The organism is Pseudomonas frederiksbergensis (assembly GCF_000802155.2).
GTDB classification, from domain to species: Bacteria; Pseudomonadota; Gammaproteobacteria; order Pseudomonadales; family Pseudomonadaceae; genus Aquipseudomonas; species Aquipseudomonas frederiksbergensis_A.
The window spans coordinates 1-18146 of sequence record NZ_JQGJ02000026.1; the positions used below are offsets into that span (position 1 = coordinate 1).

Consider the following 18146-nt stretch of genomic DNA (forward strand, 5'->3'; position numbering starts at 1 on the left):
CTGGGCCATGGATGGCCCTTCGCGGCGGGCCCACGGAGCAATGCCGGAGTGAGGGCATGCCGAGCCTAGGCGAGGCACCGAGTGGTGGGGCAAGAGCGTTTTGGTTACTTTTGCGCTTTTCAAAAGTGACCCGCCGTAAGGGCGGAACCAAAAGTAGCCGTTACCGAAGAAACGGATATACACACCACCCCAAAAACCAACGCTAAAAAATCAGGACCCGAGCAACTCAGCCTTGACCAACTTAGCCTGCTCATCAGCATGATACGAAGACCGCACCAACGGCCCCGAAGCCACGTTCTTGAACCCCATCTTGTACCCCTCCTCTGCAAACCAAGCAAAGGTATCCGGGTGCACAAACCGCTGCACCGGCAAGTGACTACGGGAAGGCTGCAGATATTGGCCCAAGGTCAGCATGTCGATGTCATGTTCACGCATGCGCTTCATGACCTCGATGACTTCCTCATCGGTCTCACCCAAGCCCAGCATCAAGCCGGACTTGGTCGGAATGTGCGGCATCATCTGCTTGAAACGCTGGAGCAAGGTCAACGACCACTGGTAGTCCGAACCCGGACGCGCGGCCTTGTACAGGCGTGGCACGGTTTCCAGGTTGTGGTTGAACACATCCGGCGGCTCGGCGGCGGTGATTTCCAGGGCGATGTCCATGCGGCCACGGTAATCGGGCACCAGGGTTTCCAGCTGCACGTTCGGCGACAGCTTGCGGATCTCGCGGATGCAGTCGGCGAAGTGCTGGGCACCACCGTCACGCAGGTCGTCGCGATCCACCGAGGTGATGACCACGTACTTGAGCTTCAGGTCGGCGATGGCGATGGCCAGGCTTTGCGGCTCGTTGGCGTCCAATGGCTTCGGACGGCCGTGGCCGACGTCGCAGAACGGGCAGCGACGGGTGCAGATGTCGCCCATGATCATGAACGTGGCAGTGCCGCCGGAGAAGCATTCGCCCAGGTTCGGGCAGGAGGCTTCTTCGCAGACGCTGTGCAGCTTGTGCTTGCGCAGCAGCGCCTTGATGCGGTCGACTTCCGGGGAAACCGGGATGCGCACGCGGATCCAGTCGGGTTTCTTCGGCAGTTCGGTGGTCGGGATGATCTTGACCGGGATGCGTGCAACCTTCTCGGCGCCGCGCAGCTTGACGCCGGCCTCTACCTTGGCACGCGGGGCCGGACGTTCGGTGACGTCCAGCGTCGGGATCATGGTTTGCACTGCATCAGTAGTCATATCAGTCGATTCCGCCCGTGAGGGTCGTCTGCTCAGCATAGTCGAGGTGTTTGACGAGCTGCGCGCGCAGCCGGGCACTTACCTCGGCAAATTCAATCGATCCTGTGTGATCGCGCAGCTGGGTCATCGCCAGCCCTGCGTAGCCACAGGGATTAATCCGTCGAAACGGCTCAAGATTCATGTCCACGTTCAGCGCCAGGCCGTGAAATGAACAGCCATGGCGGATACGTAGCCCAAGGGAGGCAATTTTCGCCCCATCGACGTAAACGCCCGGCGCATCGGGCTTGGCCGCCGCGCCTACCCCGTAGCTGGCGAGCAGTTCGATCAGGCATGTTTCCATGCGGGTGACCAGCTCACGCACGCCGAATCCCAGCTTGCGCACATCCAGCAGCAGGTAGGCAACCAGTTGTCCGGGCCCATGGTAAGTCACCTGCCCTCCCCGGTCGACCTTCACCACCGGGATGTCGCCAGGCAATAACAGATGCTCGGCCTTGCCGGCCTGGCCCTGGGTAAACACCGGCGGGTGCTCCACCAGCCAGACTTCATCGTCGGCGGTAGTACCGCGTTCGTTCGTGAAGCGTTGCATGGCATGCCAGACCGGCTCGTAAGCCATCGTGCCCAGCTCGCGAAAGCCCAGCGTGCCAGCCATCACAACACCATGTGCACGAAACCGGTCGCTCGCAGATCGCTGTTGATGTCGTAGAGCTGTTCCTGGCCGGTGGCAATGATGTGCAACTGGATGGTCGTGTACTTGCCGTTGGTGCTCTGGCGCTCGGCCAGGGTCTTGTGGTCAACGGTGGCGTGTTTTTCAAGGATCGCGATGATCTTGTCCTTGAAGCCCACACCTGTGTCGCCGATAACTTTGATCGGGTAGTCCTCGCAAGGAAATTCGATCTTTGGCGCCTTTACTTCGGAATCTGTCATGGCGTAACGGCCTCGCAAGTCGTGGTAACGAACATGGCCCCGTGCCGCAAAGGAACGGGGCCATGCAGGTCAACACTTGAAATCAGTTGAACAAGCCGTAGAAGAATAGACGGATGCTATCCCACATGCGGCGGAAAATACCACCTTCCTCGACCGCGTCCAGCGCGATCAGGTCGGCGCTGTGCACCACTTTGTCGTCCAGTTTGACTTCGACTTTACCGATCACGTCGCCCTTGGCGATCGGCGCGGTCAGTTGCGGGTTCATGGTCATGCTGGCGGCGAGCTTCTTGAGCTGGCCTTTAGGCAAGGTCATGGTCAGGTCTTGGGCCAGGCCGGCCTTGACCTGGTTGGTCGAGCCTTTCCAGACCTGGGCCTGGGCCAGTTCGGTGCCCTTCTGGTAGAAGGTCTGGGTTTCGAAGAAGCGGAAACCGTAGGTCAGCAGCTTCTGGGTCTCGGCGGCGCGGGCCACTTCGCTGTTGGTGCCGAAGACCACGGCAATCAGGCGCATGCCGTCACGAACAGCCGACGACACCATGCAATAGCCGGCTTCCTCGGTGTGGCCGGTCTTCAGGCCGTCGACTGTCTTGTCGCGCCACAGCAGCAGATTGCGGTTGGGTTGCTTGATGCCGTTCCAGAAGAATTCCTTCTGGGAGTAGATGGCGTAGTGCGCCGGGTCTTCATGAATGATTGCCCGGGCCAGGGTCGCCATGTCGTGAGCCGACGAATAGTGCTCCGGGTTCGGCAGGCCGGTGGGGTTCATGAAGTGGCTGTTGGTCATGCCCAGGTCGGCGACGGTCTTGTTCATCATGTCGGCGAACGCGTCTTCGCTGCCGGCAATGTGTTCGGCCAAGGCGACGCTGGCGTCGTTACCGGACTGGATGATGATGCCGTGCAGCAGGTCGCTGACGGTCACTTGCGAACCGACCTTGATGAACATCCGCGAACCGCCGGTACGCCAGGCGTTTTCGCTGACGGTCACCGGATCGTTTTCGCCGATCTGGCCACGACGGATTTCCAGCGTGGCGATATAGGCGGTCATCAGCTTGGTCAGGCTGGCCGGTGGCAGACGCTGGTCACCGTTGTTCTCTACCAGCACCTCGCCGCTGCTGGCATCCATGAGCACAAAGGATTTGGCGGCCAATTGAGGGGGCGCCGGCATCATCTCGACCGCGAACGCGGCTGGTGAGAGGAGCAGCGGGACTAGCAGGCAAAGGCGTTTGGCAAAGGTGGTGATGTTCATCCGTCTCTCGAAATCGCTAATGGAAACTGCCCGGGGGCAATACTGAACAGGCAGCCTTCTAACGGGCCGCCGCGCATTATAGTTGCTCACTCACAACCCTTGCCGGGCTTTTGTTATTCGTAGAGCCAACAACCTGACCCGCTCGAACCGCAAGCGGGCCATCATTCAAATCATTCTGCGGTGACCAGGCTCGGCGAACCGAGATTGGCCAGGCGCACGCTGTTCTGCACCTGCTGGACCTCACCCGGAGAACCGATCGGCCCCAGGCGCACCCGATGCAGTGTCTGCTGGTTGCGCACGATCGAGCTGATGAACACCGGCGCGCTGACCATCGAGCTCAGCTTCGACCTCAGCAGCTCTGCAGCGTCCGGGTTGGCGAACGCGCCCACTTGAAGATACTGGCCAGACGCTGTTGCAGAAGCGTTTTTTTTTGCATCGATCTGCACGGGCACCACGGCCGCCGCGTGTTGCTGCGGCGGCGGCGTCCACTGCTCGACCGTACCGGTGGAAGCCGTCACGGTTGGCGCGGCATTCTGCGCCACTTTCGGCTCGTTGAGCATCAAAGGCGCCGGACGGCCGCGTTGGGCCCACCATTCCTGCGGATCGATGCCCTCGACCTTGACCCGGGCGGTGCCGGTTTCAGCGTAACCGAGCTTTTTCGCCGCCGCATACGACAAGTCGATGATGCGGTCGGAATAGAACGGCCCACGGTCGTTGACCCGCAGGATCACCGTCTTGTTGTTGTCCAGGTTGGTCACCCGCACGTAACTGGGCAGCGGCAGGGTCTTGTGGGCCGCGCTCATGCCGTAGAGGTCGTAGACCTCGCCATTGGCGGTGTTCTGGCCATGGAACTTGGTGCCGTACCAGGAAGCCGTGCCCGAGGCGACGTAGCGCTTGGATTCCGCCATCGGGAAATAGGTCTTGCCCAGCACCGTGTACGGGTTGGCCTTGTAGGGGCCGGTGTGCAGGGTCGGCGTGGCGTCGGGAATGCGCGAGACATCCACGTCCCACCATGGCGCGCCGTCCTTGTGGGCCCGGTTGATGTCCAGGCCCGGCGTCGCCCGCACGACGTTGGTGTTTTTCTGGGTCGGTGCGCGGCTGGTCGAACAACTGACGATCAGCAACGACAACGCCGCCAATGCCACCAGCTTGAGGGGCCTGGCTTTCAGGGGTTGATAGGTAGGCAATGCCTGCATTATTTGACGCCCCGTGCTTTGACCAGCTCTTCAGACAGTTGATATACAGCCATGGCGTACATCACGCTGCGGTTATAACGCGTAATCGCGTAGAAATTCTTCAGGCCCATCCAATATTCAGGGCCCTGCTCGCCTTCCAGGCGCATCGCGGTGACCGGCATGTCATCACGCAGCGCATCATGACTCGACCAGCCCAACGCTCGCAACTCCCCGACGGTTTTCGTCGGCTCGATGCCTTCGGTCAAGCCTTGGTCCACCTGCTCGCCACGCACCTCGGCCCGGCTGACCACCGGCTCGCCGGCTTCCCAGCCGTGACGCTTGAAGTAGCTGGCAACACTGCCGATGGCATCGGTCGGGTTGGTCCAGATATTGATGTGGCCATCGCCGTCGAAGTCCACCGCGTAGGCGCGGAAACTGCTGGGCATGAATTGTGGCAGGCCCATGGCTCCGGCGTAAGAACCCTTGAGGGTCAGCGGATCGACCTGCTCTTCACGCGCCAGCAGCAAGAACTCACGCAGTTCCTTGCGGAAGAACTCGGCGCGCGGCGGGTAATCGAAGCCCAGGGTCGACAGCGCGTCGATCACCCGGAAGTTGCCGGTGTTGCGGCCAAAAAAGGTCTCGACACCAATGATCGACACGATGACCTGGGCCGGCACGCCGTATTCCTGCTCGGCCCGGGCCAGGGCCGCCTCGTGCTGGCGCCAGAAGTCCACGCCCCGGGCGATACGCGCCTCGGTGATGAACATGGGCCGGTATTCGCTCCACTGCTTGACGCGCTCGGCAGGCCGGGAAATCGCGTCGAGGATCGACTGCTTGCGCTCGGCCTCGCGGAATACACCCATCAGCTGCTCGCCGGCGAACCCGTAGTCACGGGTCATTTCACCGACGAATTCGGCCACTTGCGGCGAACCTTCGTATTCGCCCGCCAAGGCATGTGGCGCACCGCCCAGGAAGCCGACCAGGCCGACCCACGTCGCATATCGCGTCGACCAGCCACGCATTGCTTGCATTGAACTCTTCACCTTAATCAAACCTGCGCGATCCACTTGCGGTGGGTATGGATCGACATCAAAACCCCAAACGCTGACAGTAGCGTCACCAGCGAAGTTCCTCCGTAGCTAATGAATGGCAACGGCACCCCCACGACCGGCAGCAGGCCACTGACCATACCGATGTTGACGAAAACATAAACAAAAAACGTCATAGTCAGGCTGCCCGCGAGCAGTTTGCCGAACAAGGTCTGGGCCTGGGCGGTGATCACCAGGCCTCGCCCGATCAATAGCAGATAGATCAGCAGTAGTACGCAGATGCCCACCAGGCCGAACTCCTCGCCCATCACGGCGATGATGAAGTCGGTGTGGCTTTCCGGCAGAAAGTCCAGGTGCGACTGGGTGCCCATCAGCCAACCCTTGCCGAACACACCGCCGGAACCGATGGCGGCCTTGGACTGGATGATGTTCCAGCCAGTGCCCAGCGGATCGCTTTCCGGATCGAGGAACGTCAATACGCGTTGCTTCTGGTAGTCGTGCATCACGAAATACCACATGGCAACCGACACCGGTACGGCGGCGGCGATCACGCTGAGGATCCAGCGCCAGCGCAACCCGCCCATGAACAGCACGAACGCACCGCCGGCCAGGATCAGCAGCGAAGTGCCCAGGTCCGGCTGGCGCACGATGAGGATGAACGGGATACCGATCAGCAACAAACTGATACACACATGCTTGAGTTGCGGCGGCAACGAGCGCTTGGCCAAGTACCAGGCGATGGTCGCTGGCATGATGATCTTGAGGAACTCCGAAGGCTGGAAACGGATCACCCCGGGAATGTTGATCCAGCGGGTGGCGCCCATGGCGTTGTGACCCATGATGTCCACCACCACCAGCAAACCCACGCCGACCACATAGGCCAGCGGCACCCAGCGCGCCATGAAGCGCGGCTCGAGTTGGGCGATGACGATCATCGACACCAGGCCGATGCCGAACGAGGTGGCCTGCTTGGCCAGCAGGTCCCAGTTCTTGCCACTGGCCGAATACAGCACGAAGAGACTGCCGGCCGCTAGCGTCAGCAGCAGGATCAGCAACGGGCCGTCGATGTGCATGCGCTGCAGCAAGGTAGCGCGACGGCGCATCACATCTTCACTCGAGAGGATGCGGTCGAAATTATTCTTCACGGGCCGTAGCCTCCGCGCTGATCGGGCTTGCGAATTCGGGCTTGAGCTGGCCGTGCTCATCCAGCAGCCAGGCGTCCATGACCTGGCGCACCACCGGAGCGGCGACGCCGGAACCGGACTCACCGTTCTCGACCATGACCGAGACGACGATCTTCGGATCGTCGGCCGGCGCAAAGCCGACGAACAAGGCGTGGTCGCGGTGACGTTCCTGGACCTTGGAGCGGTCGTACTTCTCACCCTGCTTGATCGCCACGACCTGGGCGGTACCGCTCTTGCCGGCAATCCGGTATTGCGCGCCGATGGAAGCCTTGCGCGCCGTCCCTCGGGCACCGTGCATCACCTGTTGCATGCCGATGTTGACCTTCTGCCAGTCCGACGGATTGCGCAGGATGATATCCGGCACCGGGTCCGGGTCCACCGGCTTCTGGCCTTCGATGGTCTTGGCCAGGTGCGGGCGATACCACTTGCCTTTGCTCGCGACCAGGGCCGTGGCCTGGGCCAGTTGCAGCGGCGTGGCCTGCATGTAGCCCTGGCCGATCCCCAGGATCAGGGTTTCACCGGGGAACCAGGCCTGGCGGCGGGTAGCGCGCTTCCACTCCCGGGACGGCATCAGGCCCGGTGACTCTTCGAACATGTCCAGGGACACTTTCTGGCCGAGACCGAACTTGTTCATGTAGGACGACAACCGATCGATCCCCAGCTTGTGGGCCAAGTCATAGAAGTAGGTGTCGTTGGAGCGCATGATCGCCGTTTCCAGGTCCACGTAGCCGTCACCGGTGCGGTTCCAGTTGCGGTATTTGTGGTCGTAGTTCGGCAGTTGGTAATAGCCGGGGTCGTAGACGCGGCTCGACGCCGTGACCACGCCGGCATCCAACCCGGCAATCGCCACGGCCGGCTTGATGGTCGACCCCGGCGGATAGAGGCCGCGCAGCACGCGGTTGAACAGCGGTCGATCGATGGAATCGCGCAGCTCGGCGTAGGCTTTAAAGCTGATGCCGGTGACGAAAAGGTTCGGGTCGAAGCTGGGCTGACTGACCATCGCCAGGACTTCGCCGGTGTTGGGGTCCAACGCGACCACCGCGCCACGCCGACCGCCGAGTGCCGCTTCAGCGGCTTCCTGCAACTTGATGTCCAGGCTCAGGACGATGTCCTTGCCGGGAATCGGGTCGGTGCGCTTGAGCACGCGCAATACGCGACCTCGGGCGTTGGTCTCGACTTCCTCGTAACCTACCTGGCCGTGCAGCTCGGCCTCGTAGAAACGCTCGATGCCGGTCTTGCCGATATGGTGGGTGCCGCTGTAGTTGACCGGATCGAGGGTCTTGAGCTCTTTCTCGTTGATCCGCCCCATGTAGCCGACCGAGTGGGCAAAATGCGCCCCCTGGGGATAATGCCGCACCAGTTGCGCCACCACCTCGACGCCGGGCAGGCGGAACTGGTTCACGGCAATCAGCGCGATCTGCTCTTCGGTCAGCTCGAACATGATCGGCACCGGCTCGAAGGGGCGCCGGCCCTGGCGCATGCGCTTCTCGAAGATTGCCCGATCCTCGGGCGTCAATTGCAACACTTCGACAATCACGTCGAGGACTTTCTGCCAGTCGCCGGAACGCTCGCGAGTCATGCTGAGGCTGAAGCTGGGCCGGTTGTCCGCCACCACCACGCCGTTGCGGTCGAAAATCAGTCCGCGAGTCGGCGGAATCGGCTGCACGTGGACGCGGTTACTCTCCGACAGGGTCGAGTGGTACTCGTACTGGATGACCTGGAGGAAATACAGCCGCGCAATCAGCACGCCGATCAGCGCGACCACGGCAATAGCGCCGAACACGACGCGGCCTCGCACCAGGCGGGCGTCTTTTTCGTGGTCCTTGATGCGGATCGGCTGGGGCATGGGGGCAGGATTACTTGTGATAAGGGTGCCCGGACAAGACTGTCCAGGCACGATACAACTGTTCGCCGATCAGGATCCGCACCAGCGGGTGCGGCAACGTCAGGGGCGACAACGACCAGCGTTGATCGGCCCGCGCACAGACTTCCGGCGCCAGCCCTTCCGGGCCACCGACCATGAAGTTGACCGTACGCGAATCCAATCGCCAGCGATCGAGCTCGACCGCCAATTGCTCGGTGCTCCAGGGCTTGCCGTGGACTTCCAAGGTGACAATGCGCTCGTTCGGCCCGGCCTTGGCCAGCATGGCTTCGCCTTCCTGGCGGATAAAGCGCGCCACGTCAGCGTTCTTGCCGCGAGTGTTGAGCGGAATTTCCACCAGTTCCAGGGCCAGCTCGGACGGAAGACGCTTGGCATATTCATGCCAGCCTTCTTCCACCCACTTGGGCATGCGAGAACCGACGGCGATCAGGCGCAGTCGCACAGCGATCCCTTATTGCTGGTCTTTGTTGAGCTTGGTGAAGTGCTCATGGGTGTTTTCCGGGCTGTGGTGCGCGGCACTGGCAGAGCGGCTCTGCTCGGCGCCGGCCCACAGGCGTTCCAGGTCATAGAACTGGCGCGCCGAGGCGGTCATCATGTGCACGATGACATCGTCCATGTCCAACAGGACCCAGTCGCTGTCGCCCTTGCCTTCTTCACCCAGCGGCTTGACGCCCTGGGCCTTGACCGCTTCGCGGACCTTGTCCAGCATCGCGCCGATCTGGCGGTTGGAGGTACCGGTTGCGATGATCATGTAGTCGGTGATGCTCTGCTTCTCGCGAACGTCGATCACCTGGATGTCCTGGGCCTTGACGTCTTCCAGGGCCGCCACGGCCACCTTGACCAGCTCTTCGCCGGACAGCGCCACGCCGGTGTGCGCTTCTACCGGCAGCGGGGCGCTCTTGAAGGTGCCCTTGCGCTTTACTTTGTTCAGGTCTTTGTCAGTCATAAAAAACTCGTTTTGCTCATGTGTTCGGCTGCTCGGTACACGTGGATTCGTGTCGGCGGAGCACGCCTTGTTCAGTTCGACGCACGGTACAGACCGTGCGCATCGATGTAGGCCAGGACCGCGTCGGGCACCAGGAAACGTACCGACTTACCGCTGGCCAGCAGTTGACGGATCTGGGTGGCGGATACCGCGAGCGGCGTCTGCCAGACGAATGCAATCTGTCCGCTCGGCCCCTTGAGGGCCAGCGGGTCGCTCACCGAGCGCGCCGCCAGCAGGTTGCGCAAGGCATCCGGCGGTTCGCTGTCGGCATCCGGGCGTTGCAGCACCAGGATGTGGCAATGCTGGAGCAACTCTTCCCAGCGATGCCAAGTGGGCAGGCCGCAAAATGCGTCCCAGCCCAGAAGCAGAAAAACCTGGGCATCGGCGGCCAGTTCGGCGCGCATCAGCTCCAGGGTATCAATGGTGTAGGACGGTTTGTCCCGCTGCAATTCGCGGGCGTCCACCACCAACGGCGCCACACCGGCCACCGCGCACTCGACCATCGCCAGGCGATCCCGGGCCGACACCTGCGGCGTATCCCGATGAGGCGGCCGGGCACTGGGTGTCAGGCGCAGCTCGTCGAGGGCCAGCGCGTCGGCGACTTCCAGCGCACCGCGCAAATGGCCGATGTGCACCGGGTCGAACGTACCGCCCAGGATACCGATGCGCTTTGGCGCGATCGCCGTCACAACGGGCATCGTCATGGAGGCCAGTGGGTCGAGGTCGCCCAAGTCAGGCCGGCTCCTGTCCGCGCAACTGGCCATCACCGACCACGATGTACTTCTCGCAGGTCAGGCCTTCCAGACCCACCGGGCCGCGGGCGTGCAGCTTATCAGTAGAAATGCCGATCTCGGCACCCAATCCGTATTCAAAGCCGTCGGCGAAGCAGGTCGGGGTGTTGATCATCACCGAGGCCGAGTCCACTTCCGCCACGAAACGCCGGGCTTCGCCCTGGTGTTCGCTGACAATGGAGTCGGTGTGGTGGGAGCCATGGCGATTGATATGCTCGATCGCCTGGTCCAGGCCAACGACCACGCGGATCGACAAAATCGGCGCCAGGTATTCGGTGTCCCAGTCTTCTTCCGTGGCCGCGACGGCCTCGATGATCGCCCGCGTGCGTTCGCAACCGCGCAGTTCGACGCCTTTTTCGCGGAACTGGGCAGCCATCGACGGCAGGAAATCCTTGGCTACGGCCTGGTCCACCAGCAGGGTTTCCATCGCGCCGCAGATGCCATACCGGTAAGTCTTGGCGTTGAAGGCAATGCGCTGGGCCTTCGGCAATTCGGCGTGGGCGCTGACGTAGACATGGCAAATTCCATCCAGGTGCTTGATCACCGGCACGCGGGCGTCGCGACTGACCCGTTCGATCAAGCCCTTGCCGCCGCGCGGCACGATGACATCGACGAACTCGGGCATGGTGATCAGCGCGCCGACGGCCGCGCGATCGGTGGTTTCCACCACTTGCACGACGGCGGCCGGCAGGTTGGCTTCGGCCAGGCCGCGCTGGATGCACGCCGCAATGGCGCGATTGGAATGGATCGCCTCGGAACCGCCACGCAGGATGGTCGCGTTACCGGACTTCAGGCACAGGCTCGCAGCGTCGATGGTCACGTTCGGCCGCGACTCGTAGATGATCCCGACCACGCCCAGGGGCACGCGCATCTTGCCGACCTGGATACCCGACGGCCGATAGCTCATGTCGCGGATCGCCCCGACCGGATCCGGCAGTGCCGCGACCTGACGCAGACCGACGATCATGCCGTCGATGCGCGCCGGGGTCAGCGCCAGGCGTTCGAGCATTGCCGGTTCCAGGCCGTTGGCCCGGCCAGCGGCCAGGTCCAGCTCGTTGGCGGCGGACAACTCGGCGCGAGCAGCGTCCAGCGCGCTGGCGGCGGCCTGCAGGGCGCGGTTTTTCTGCGCGGTGCTGGCACGGCCGATGACGCGCGACGCTTCGCGGGCGGCGCGACCCAGGCGGGTCATGTAGTCAAGAACGGACTCAGTCATGGTCTGTGTGGTCTTGGCAAAGAGGAAAGCGGCAGATTATAGCTGTCGTAACCCTCGACTAACAGCATGGACTCGCAGCGGTGACCGGCGGAGGCGCAAAACAGGCCTCAATCGTGACGGCTTCCAGGAATGTTCAGCGGTAATTAAGCTTTCCGTTGTTATCATCGCGCTACTTTTGGCCCGACTTCATCCATCGCCATGACCGAATCCCGTCCCGTGCCCATTGCTTTGCCACACGCTTTTTTTGACCGAGACGCCCAGGAGCTCGCCCGGGACCTGCTGGGCAAAGTCATTCGCCACAAGGTGGGCGGCCTCTGGCTCAGCGCCCGAATCATCGAGACCGAAGCCTACTACTTCGCCGAGAAAGGCAGCCACGCCTCCCTGGGCTACACGGAAAAGCGCAGGGCTTTGTTCCTGGACGGCGGGCACATCTATATGTACTACGCTCGCGGCGGCGATTCGCTGAACTTCAGCGCGCAAGGCCCGGGCAATGCGGTGTTGATCAAATCGGCGTATCCCTGGGTCGATGCCATCAGCGGCCCGGACAGCCTGGCGCAGATGCTGCTCAACAACCCCGACGCCCAAGGCCGGCCACGTTCGCCGCAAAAGCTTTGTGCCGGGCAGACCTTGCTATGCAAGGCCTTGGGCCTGAAAGTGCCGGACTGGGACGCCAAGCGTTTCGACCCTGAACGGTTGCTGGTGGAAGACGTGGGCGTGCCGACGGTCAACGTGATCCAGACCACTCGCCTGGGCATTCCGCTGGGACGGGACGAACACCTGCCCTACCGCTTCGTCGAGGCCGCCTACGCACCCTGGTGCACCCGCAACCCGCTGCGGCGTGGACAGGTCGAGGGCCGGGATTATTTTTTGCTTTGCTGATGAAATAGGGCGCCTGCCGCTCCCACAGTAAAAGAGCATGCAGCTTGAATAAACAATGGAGTTGTCTTTATGGGCCCATGGCTCGATAGCATTACCGGCTGGCTGGCCGTAAACCCGCAGTGGCTGGCGGTGGCGGTGTTTGTCGTGGCTTGCGTTGAATGCCTGGCCATCGCCGGGCTGATCGTGCCGGGCACTGTCTTGCTGTTCGCCATTGCAGTGCTCGCCGGCAGTGGCGCGTTGTCCTTGGGCGAGACCTTGCTGCTGGGGCTTCTCGGCGGATTGCTGGGGGACCTGGTGTCGTACTTCCTCGGCCGGCATTTCCACCAGAACATCCGGCGCCTGCCCGGGCTGCGGCATCATCCAGAATGGATGAGCGCGGCGGAAAGCTATTTCCAACGCTACGGCATCGCCAGCCTGCTGGTGGGGCGCTTCATCGGCCCGCTGAGGCCGATGCTGCCGATGGTGGCCGGGATGTGCGACATGCCATTCCCGCGCTTCGCCATCGTCAGCGTGGTGGCGGCGGCGGGCTGGACCGTGGCCTATCTGTTGCCGGGCTGGGCCACCGGGGCGGCGTTCCGCCTGCCGCTGCCCGAAGGTTTCTGGCCACAAGCCGGCGTGGTCATCGGCAGCATCGCCGTGATGCTCGGCCTGAGCGTCAACAGCAGCCTGCGTCGCCATCGCCATGCCTCGGCGATCATCGCAAGTGTTGGCCTGGTAATCCTGATTGGTATGTTCATCGGTTTCCGCTACCTGACCGCCTTCGACCAGGGACTGATTGCACTGGTCCAGGAGCATCGCAGCGCGACGCTGGACGAGATCGCCGTGACGTTCACGCTGATCGGTGAATTGCGCTACATGCTGATCGTCTGCAGCCTGGTGACCGGGTTGCTGCTGTTGGCACGGCAATGGCGCCAGGCAATCTTTGCCGGGGGCACGATGCTGCTCACGGCCCTTGCCAATACCGGCTTGAAGTTGTTTTTCGCCCGGGTGCGCCCGGAGATCCTGAGCGAACCACTGACCAGCTACAGCATGCCCAGCGGCCACGCCTCCGGCGCCTTCGCGCTGTTCTTGAGCCTGGCGATCCTGGCCGGCCGCGGACAACCGCCGCGCCTGCGCCTGACCTGGCTGTTGCTCGGCTCGCTGCCGGCGCTGGCCATCGCCCTCTCGCGGGTCTACCTCGGCGCCCACTGGCCGAGCGACATTGTTGCTGGTGCCATGCTCGCCGCCACCGTCTGCGCCGCCGTCCTGTGGCTGAGCCAGCGCCAGGAGCCGCTGCGTGCCATGTCGCCGAAAGTCTGGTGGCTGGTCCTGCCGGCGCTGATGGCGGCCTTCAGTTTCTTCGCCCTGCGGCATCTGCCCCATGCGATGTTGCGGTATGCCTATTGATGCTTGGCGAGGGGAACGAGCTGGAACGCAATCCTTATGGGGACGCTGATATTCCCATATCAGCGTGTCAGGCAAACAACTCGCCCTGCAACTCATCGAGCAACGCCTGGATCGCATCCAGGCGCTGTTGCGGGTCGTCGAGTTGCAGCAGGTCGATCTTGTCCAGTTCATTGAACGGCAGCAGATAGGCCAATTGATTGGCGAGGGACTGCTGGCCCGTGGCTTCGGTGCCCATGTTCAACGCCTCCACCATCGGATGTTCGGCCAGGGCCTTGAGCAGCGCCACAAGGTCGGCATCTTCGTCCTGCAACGGTTGCTCCGGTTCGTCTTCCAACCACTCGACCTGTGCCACGGTGAGTTGATCGGCCTGGACGCTGCTGCTGTGCACGAGGAAACGCCGTCCACCTTGCACGCGAATGCCCAGCAGGCCGTTTTCCTGCTGGGAAAAATCGGTGATCAGCGCCTCACACCCGACCCGTGCATAGCCATCGGGCGCGATGCCGACTTCCTCGCCATCGAGGATGCACACCACGCCGAAACCTTCGCCTTTTTTCATGCAGCGCCCGATCATGTCGAGGTAACGCGCCTCGAATATCTGCAGATCGAGAATGCAACCGGGGAACAACACGGTGTTCAACGGAAACAGCGGCAAGCTCATAACTCGTTCCTTAAACCGTCATCGACACCACCAGCGGCAGCAACACCGCCGTGGCCACGCCCATCAAACTCATCGCCAGGGCCGCGAAAGCACCGGACTCCTCGCTTTCCTGCAACGCCACCGACGTGCCCACCGCATGGGCAGTCAGGCCCAGGGCCATGCCCCGCGCCTCAGGACTGTGGACACCCAACCGGGTCAAAATGCTCGGACCCAGGATCGCACCGAGTACGCCGGTAATCAGCACGAACACCGCCGCCATCGCCGCGACGCCACCGATCTGCTCGGCCACCAGCATGGCGATCGGCGAGGTTACCGACTTGGGCGCCATCGTCATCAGGATCATGTGCTCGGCGCCAAACGCCCAGCCCAGCACCACCGCAGAACCGGTGGCAAACACCCCGCCTATCACCAGCGTAGTAAAAATCGGCCAGAACAATTGACGGATTCGCCGCAGGTTCAAGTACAACGGCACCGCCAGCGCCACGGTGGCCGGCCCGAGCAGAATGCTCAGGATCTCGGTGCTCTTGCGGTATTCGGCGTAGCTGATACCGCAGCCCACCAGCACGCCGATCAAGACCAGCATCGACATCAATACCGGCTGCAGAAACACCCAGCGGGTCTTTTCGAACGCCGCCAGCACCAATTGATAGGCGCCCAAGGTGATGCCGATGCCGAACAACGGATGGTGAATGACCGAGGTCCAGGCGCCCTGCCAATCGAACATCATGGCGCGTCCTCCGGTTCGACACTGTGGCGCCGGGCCAGGCGCTGCATCAGCACCCCCGTCAACGCCACCGACAGGACCAGCGAGAGCACCAGCGCGCCGACAATCGCCCAGAAATCGGCGGCGATCGCCCGGGCGTAGACCATCACCCCCACCGCCGGCGGCACCAGCAACAACGGCAGGTAACGCAGCAGGCTGCTGGCGGCCAGGTTCAACGGCTCGCTGACTTCGCCGCGAGCGATCAGGTAGCCCAGCATCAGCAACAGGCCAACGATCGGCCCCGGCAGGATCGGCAGGAACAAATGGTTGATGGCAGTGCCCAGCAATTGGAACAGCACCAGCCAGGTCAGGCCCCGTAGCAACATCCGCTCTCTCCCCGCAACACGTGTCCAAAGAATGCGCCGGCATTATAAGCACGCCCGCGCTATGGTTCGGCATTCGTAAAAAGCATGGTCGATGACCTTCGCGGTCGGCCATGTTGATCTACAGTGGTTCTCGGGGGCGCAGATCCCCGTTCCATATAAGCAGGACAGATGAACCAAGGAGAGTCTCAATGCCCTATGTTCCCGTTACAGCGCTCAAGGATTATGTCGGCAAGGAACTTGGATGTTCCGATTGGCTGACCATTGATCAGGACCGCATCAATCTGTTCGCCGAAGCCACCGGCGACTTCCAGTTCATCCACGTCGACCCGGTCAAGGCCGCGCAGACCCCATTCGGCAGCACCATCGCCCACGGTTTCCTGTCGCTGTCGCTGATGCCCAAACTGATGGAAGACATCCTGATCCTGCCCGAGGGCGTGAAGATGGTCGTCAACTACGGGCTGGACAGTGTGCGCTTCATCCAGCCGGTGAAAGTCGATTCCAAGGTCCGGCTCAAGGTCGACCTGGTGGACGTGACCGAGAAAAAACCTGGCCAATGGTTGCTCAAGGCCACCGCCACCCTGGAAATCGAAGGTTCGGAAAAACCGGCCTACATCGCCGAGCCGCTGTCGCTCTGCTTCGTGTAGCCCCTCGCGGTCGCGAAACCGCTCATGCAGTTTCGCATCGCTTCAACGCGCATAGCTGCGGCATACTCGTCGCCTGATTACCTGGATCCTGTTATGCGCGCACTTGTACCCCTGACCCTGGCCCTCCTGCTCACCGCTTGTGGCGATGGCGAATCGCTGTTGCCTCCCGACGCGCGCCTGCCCGATGGTGGGCGTTATCGCGGCGACTTGGTGGACGGCCTGTTGCAAGGCCAGGGGCGCATCGACTACCCCAACGGCAGTTGGTACGCCGGCCAGTTCGACAAGGGCCAGTGGCATGGCACCGGTGAGTGGCACGGCAGTAACGGCGAGGTCTATCGCGGCCAATTCGAGCATGGGCTGTTTCACGGCCAGGGCAGCCTGACCACGTCGACCAGCAGCTACACCGGCGGCTTCAAGCTGGGTCGGCGGGACGGCGAAGGGACGCTCAAGGAAAACGGCATGACCTACCGGGGCGAGTTCAAGGCCGACCGATATTCCGGTCTCGGACGCCTCGAACTCGACGATGGCAGCCAGTACCAGGGCCCATTCGTCAACGGCAAGCCCAACGGCGAAGGCCAGCGCGTCGATGCCAGCGGCAACCAGTTCACCGGGCATTTCGTCGACGGCCAACTCCAGGGCAAGGGCACGTTCAACAGTGCCGACGGCGACGTCTACATCGGCGGCTTCCGGAATAACCAACTCAACGGTCGCGGTCGCTACGAAAATGCCGACGGCGATGTCTGGATCGGCCAGTTCAGGGACGGCGCGCTGACCGGCAAGGGCGAATTGATTGGCGCCGACGGTAGCCATTATCGGGGCCACTTCAATGAATGGCGTTTCACCGGCGAAGGCCGGCTCAACCTGCCCGATGGCAGCTTCTACATCGGCCAGTTCGAAGGCGACAGCTATCACGGGCGCGGCACCCTCGTGCTCACCGACGGCACCGTGCAAGGCGGCACCTGGGTCAACGGCCAGAGGATACGCGACGCCGATGGCAGGCTGCTGCCGGACGTGCTTGAGAGAGGCATCCTGGCCCAGGGCCGGCTTCTCGACGACGCTCTCGCCAGCATCCCGGCCTCGACGCCGGCAGTGGAGCTGTACAGCCTGACCCTGGGCGGCGACGGCAAGCAAAGCGTGTTCCTGCGTGAATCCGACTATGTTTCCAATATGCTCGCCAGCCGTTTCGGCGCGTTCGGCCAGATCCGCCTGGTGAACCACCGCGACCACCTCGGCGACCGGCCCATGGCCAGCCGCGAGAGCCTACGCCGCGCCGCCGCCACCTTGGCCGAACGCAGCGGCCCGGAAGACCTGGTGTTCATCTACCTGACCAGCCACGGCACCAGCGAGCACGAACTGGTGCTCGACCAGCCGCGCATGGAGCTGGCCGACCTGCCGGCCGATGAACTGGCCGCGGTGCTGGCGCCGCTGAAGAATCGCGACAAGATCGTGGTCATCTCGACCTGTTATTCCGGTGGTTTCATTCCGGCGCTCAAGGATGAGCGCACGTTGGTCATGACGGCATCCCGGGCTGATCGGGTGTCGTTCGGTTGTTCCGAGGAGGCCAACTTCACTTATTTCGGCGACGCTCTGTTCGCCCAGGCGCTCAACCAGACCGATGACCTGGAGCAAGCCTTCAAGCGCGCCAAGGGCATCGTTGCCGAACGCGAGCAGGCGGACAATTTCGAAGCATCGGAACCGCAGATCTGGGCGCCGAGGACGGTCCTGTCCCACTGGCAATTGCTGCGCAAGCAACAGGCGCGAAAAGCATTGCAAAGTGCTGCACTGAACGACGAGGGCAAAAAGAGCAACTAAGC

Annotated in this window: 19 protein-coding genes; 4 read left to right on the forward strand and 15 right to left on the reverse strand. The window is 62.6% G+C overall.

What is annotated here, in order from left to right; genetic code table 11:
- Positions 1-210 precede the first annotated feature (210 nt).
- From lipA to JZ00_RS27065, 12 genes are all read right to left on the reverse strand, one after another.
- Positions 211-1233, reverse strand: a complete 1023-nt coding sequence (gene lipA / locus JZ00_RS27010; RefSeq protein WP_039594324.1) for a lipoyl synthase — start codon at positions 1231-1233, stop codon at positions 211-213.
- A gap of 1 nt (position 1234) precedes the next feature.
- A complete protein-coding gene (gene lipB, locus JZ00_RS27015; protein ID WP_039594323.1) occupies positions 1235-1882 on the reverse strand; it encodes a lipoyl(octanoyl) transferase LipB in 648 nt (215 codons plus the stop codon).
- Positions 1882-2157, reverse strand: coding sequence for a DUF493 domain-containing protein (locus JZ00_RS27020; protein ID WP_039594322.1), 276 nt, complete (start codon positions 2155-2157; stop codon positions 1882-1884). The genes lipB and JZ00_RS27020 overlap by 1 nt, the downstream gene beginning before the upstream one ends.
- An 82-nt stretch (positions 2158-2239) precedes the next feature.
- Positions 2240-3397, reverse strand: a complete 1158-nt coding sequence (locus JZ00_RS27025; protein ID WP_039594321.1) for a D-alanyl-D-alanine carboxypeptidase family protein — start codon at positions 3395-3397, stop codon at positions 2240-2242.
- A gap of 170 nt (positions 3398-3567) precedes the next feature.
- Positions 3568-4593 carry a septal ring lytic transglycosylase RlpA family protein gene (locus tag JZ00_RS27030; RefSeq protein ID WP_039594320.1) on the reverse strand — a complete coding sequence of 342 codons (1026 nt, stop codon included), beginning with the start codon at positions 4591-4593 and terminating at the stop codon, positions 3568-3570.
- The gene (gene mltB, locus JZ00_RS27035; protein WP_039594319.1) at positions 4593-5603 is read right to left on the reverse strand and encodes a lytic murein transglycosylase B; all 1011 of its coding nucleotides are present in this window, start codon (positions 5601-5603) and stop codon (positions 4593-4595) included. The genes JZ00_RS27030 and mltB overlap by 1 nt, the downstream gene beginning before the upstream one ends.
- 17 nt (positions 5604-5620) lie before the next feature.
- Complete coding sequence (gene rodA, locus JZ00_RS27040; RefSeq protein WP_045157031.1) at positions 5621-6724, reverse strand: rod shape-determining protein RodA; 1104 nt, start codon at positions 6722-6724, stop codon at positions 5621-5623.
- Positions 6725-6755: 31 nt separating this feature from the next.
- Positions 6756-8651, reverse strand: a complete 1896-nt coding sequence (mrdA, locus tag JZ00_RS27045) for a penicillin-binding protein 2 (RefSeq protein WP_039594317.1) — start codon at positions 8649-8651, stop codon at positions 6756-6758.
- A gap of 10 nt (positions 8652-8661) precedes the next feature.
- Positions 8662-9129: a 23S rRNA (pseudouridine(1915)-N(3))-methyltransferase RlmH gene (gene rlmH / locus JZ00_RS27050; protein ID WP_039594316.1), complete on the reverse strand. Its 468-nt coding sequence runs from the start codon at positions 9127-9129 to the stop codon at positions 8662-8664.
- 9 nt (positions 9130-9138) lie between these two features.
- Entirely contained in the window at positions 9139-9633 is a 495-nt protein-coding gene (gene rsfS, locus JZ00_RS27055) for a ribosome silencing factor (RefSeq protein WP_039594315.1), read from the reverse strand.
- A 71-nt stretch (positions 9634-9704) separates the two neighbouring features.
- The gene (gene nadD, locus JZ00_RS27060; protein ID WP_162488984.1) at positions 9705-10376 is read right to left on the reverse strand and encodes a nicotinate-nucleotide adenylyltransferase; all 672 of its coding nucleotides are present in this window, start codon (positions 10374-10376) and stop codon (positions 9705-9707) included.
- A 28-nt stretch (positions 10377-10404) separates the two neighbouring features.
- A complete protein-coding gene (locus tag JZ00_RS27065) occupies positions 10405-11676 on the reverse strand; it encodes a glutamate-5-semialdehyde dehydrogenase (protein ID WP_039594313.1) in 1272 nt (423 codons plus the stop codon).
- A 198-nt stretch (positions 11677-11874) separates the two neighbouring features.
- On the opposite strand from JZ00_RS27065, the gene JZ00_RS27070 reads away from it, so the two are divergent.
- A complete protein-coding gene (locus JZ00_RS27070; RefSeq protein WP_039594312.1) occupies positions 11875-12555 on the forward strand; it encodes a DNA-3-methyladenine glycosylase in 681 nt (226 codons plus the stop codon).
- Positions 12556-12624: 69 nt separating this feature from the next.
- Positions 12625-13941, forward strand: coding sequence for a bifunctional DedA family/phosphatase PAP2 family protein (locus tag JZ00_RS27075; protein WP_039594311.1), 1317 nt, complete (start codon positions 12625-12627; stop codon positions 13939-13941).
- Between the two features lie 67 nt (positions 13942-14008).
- Here the strand turns inward: JZ00_RS27075 and JZ00_RS27080 are convergent, their stop codons facing one another.
- Genes JZ00_RS27080 through JZ00_RS27090 form a run of 3 tightly spaced genes read right to left on the reverse strand, consistent with a single transcriptional unit; the run spans position 14009 to position 15688 of the window.
- Complete coding sequence (locus JZ00_RS27080; protein WP_039594310.1) at positions 14009-14599, reverse strand: LON peptidase substrate-binding domain-containing protein; 591 nt, start codon at positions 14597-14599, stop codon at positions 14009-14011.
- A 10-nt stretch (positions 14600-14609) separates the two neighbouring features.
- A complete protein-coding gene (locus tag JZ00_RS27085) occupies positions 14610-15326 on the reverse strand; it encodes an LrgB family protein (RefSeq protein WP_039594309.1) in 717 nt (238 codons plus the stop codon).
- Positions 15323-15688, reverse strand: a complete 366-nt coding sequence (locus JZ00_RS27090; RefSeq protein ID WP_039594308.1) for a CidA/LrgA family protein — start codon at positions 15686-15688, stop codon at positions 15323-15325. Before JZ00_RS27090 ends, JZ00_RS27085 begins: the two co-directional genes overlap by 4 nt.
- A 188-nt stretch (positions 15689-15876) precedes the next feature.
- Between JZ00_RS27090 and JZ00_RS27095 the strand changes: the two genes are divergently transcribed.
- Together JZ00_RS27095 and JZ00_RS27100 are read left to right on the forward strand one after the other, a co-directional pair.
- Positions 15877-16332 carry a MaoC family dehydratase gene (locus JZ00_RS27095; protein WP_039594307.1) on the forward strand — a complete coding sequence of 152 codons (456 nt, stop codon included), beginning with the start codon at positions 15877-15879 and terminating at the stop codon, positions 16330-16332.
- A gap of 93 nt (positions 16333-16425) precedes the next feature.
- On the forward strand, positions 16426-18144 hold the full coding sequence (locus JZ00_RS27100; RefSeq protein WP_039594306.1) for a C13 family peptidase: 1719 nt from the start codon (positions 16426-16428) through the stop codon (positions 18142-18144).
- Positions 18145-18146: the final 2 nt, after the last annotated feature.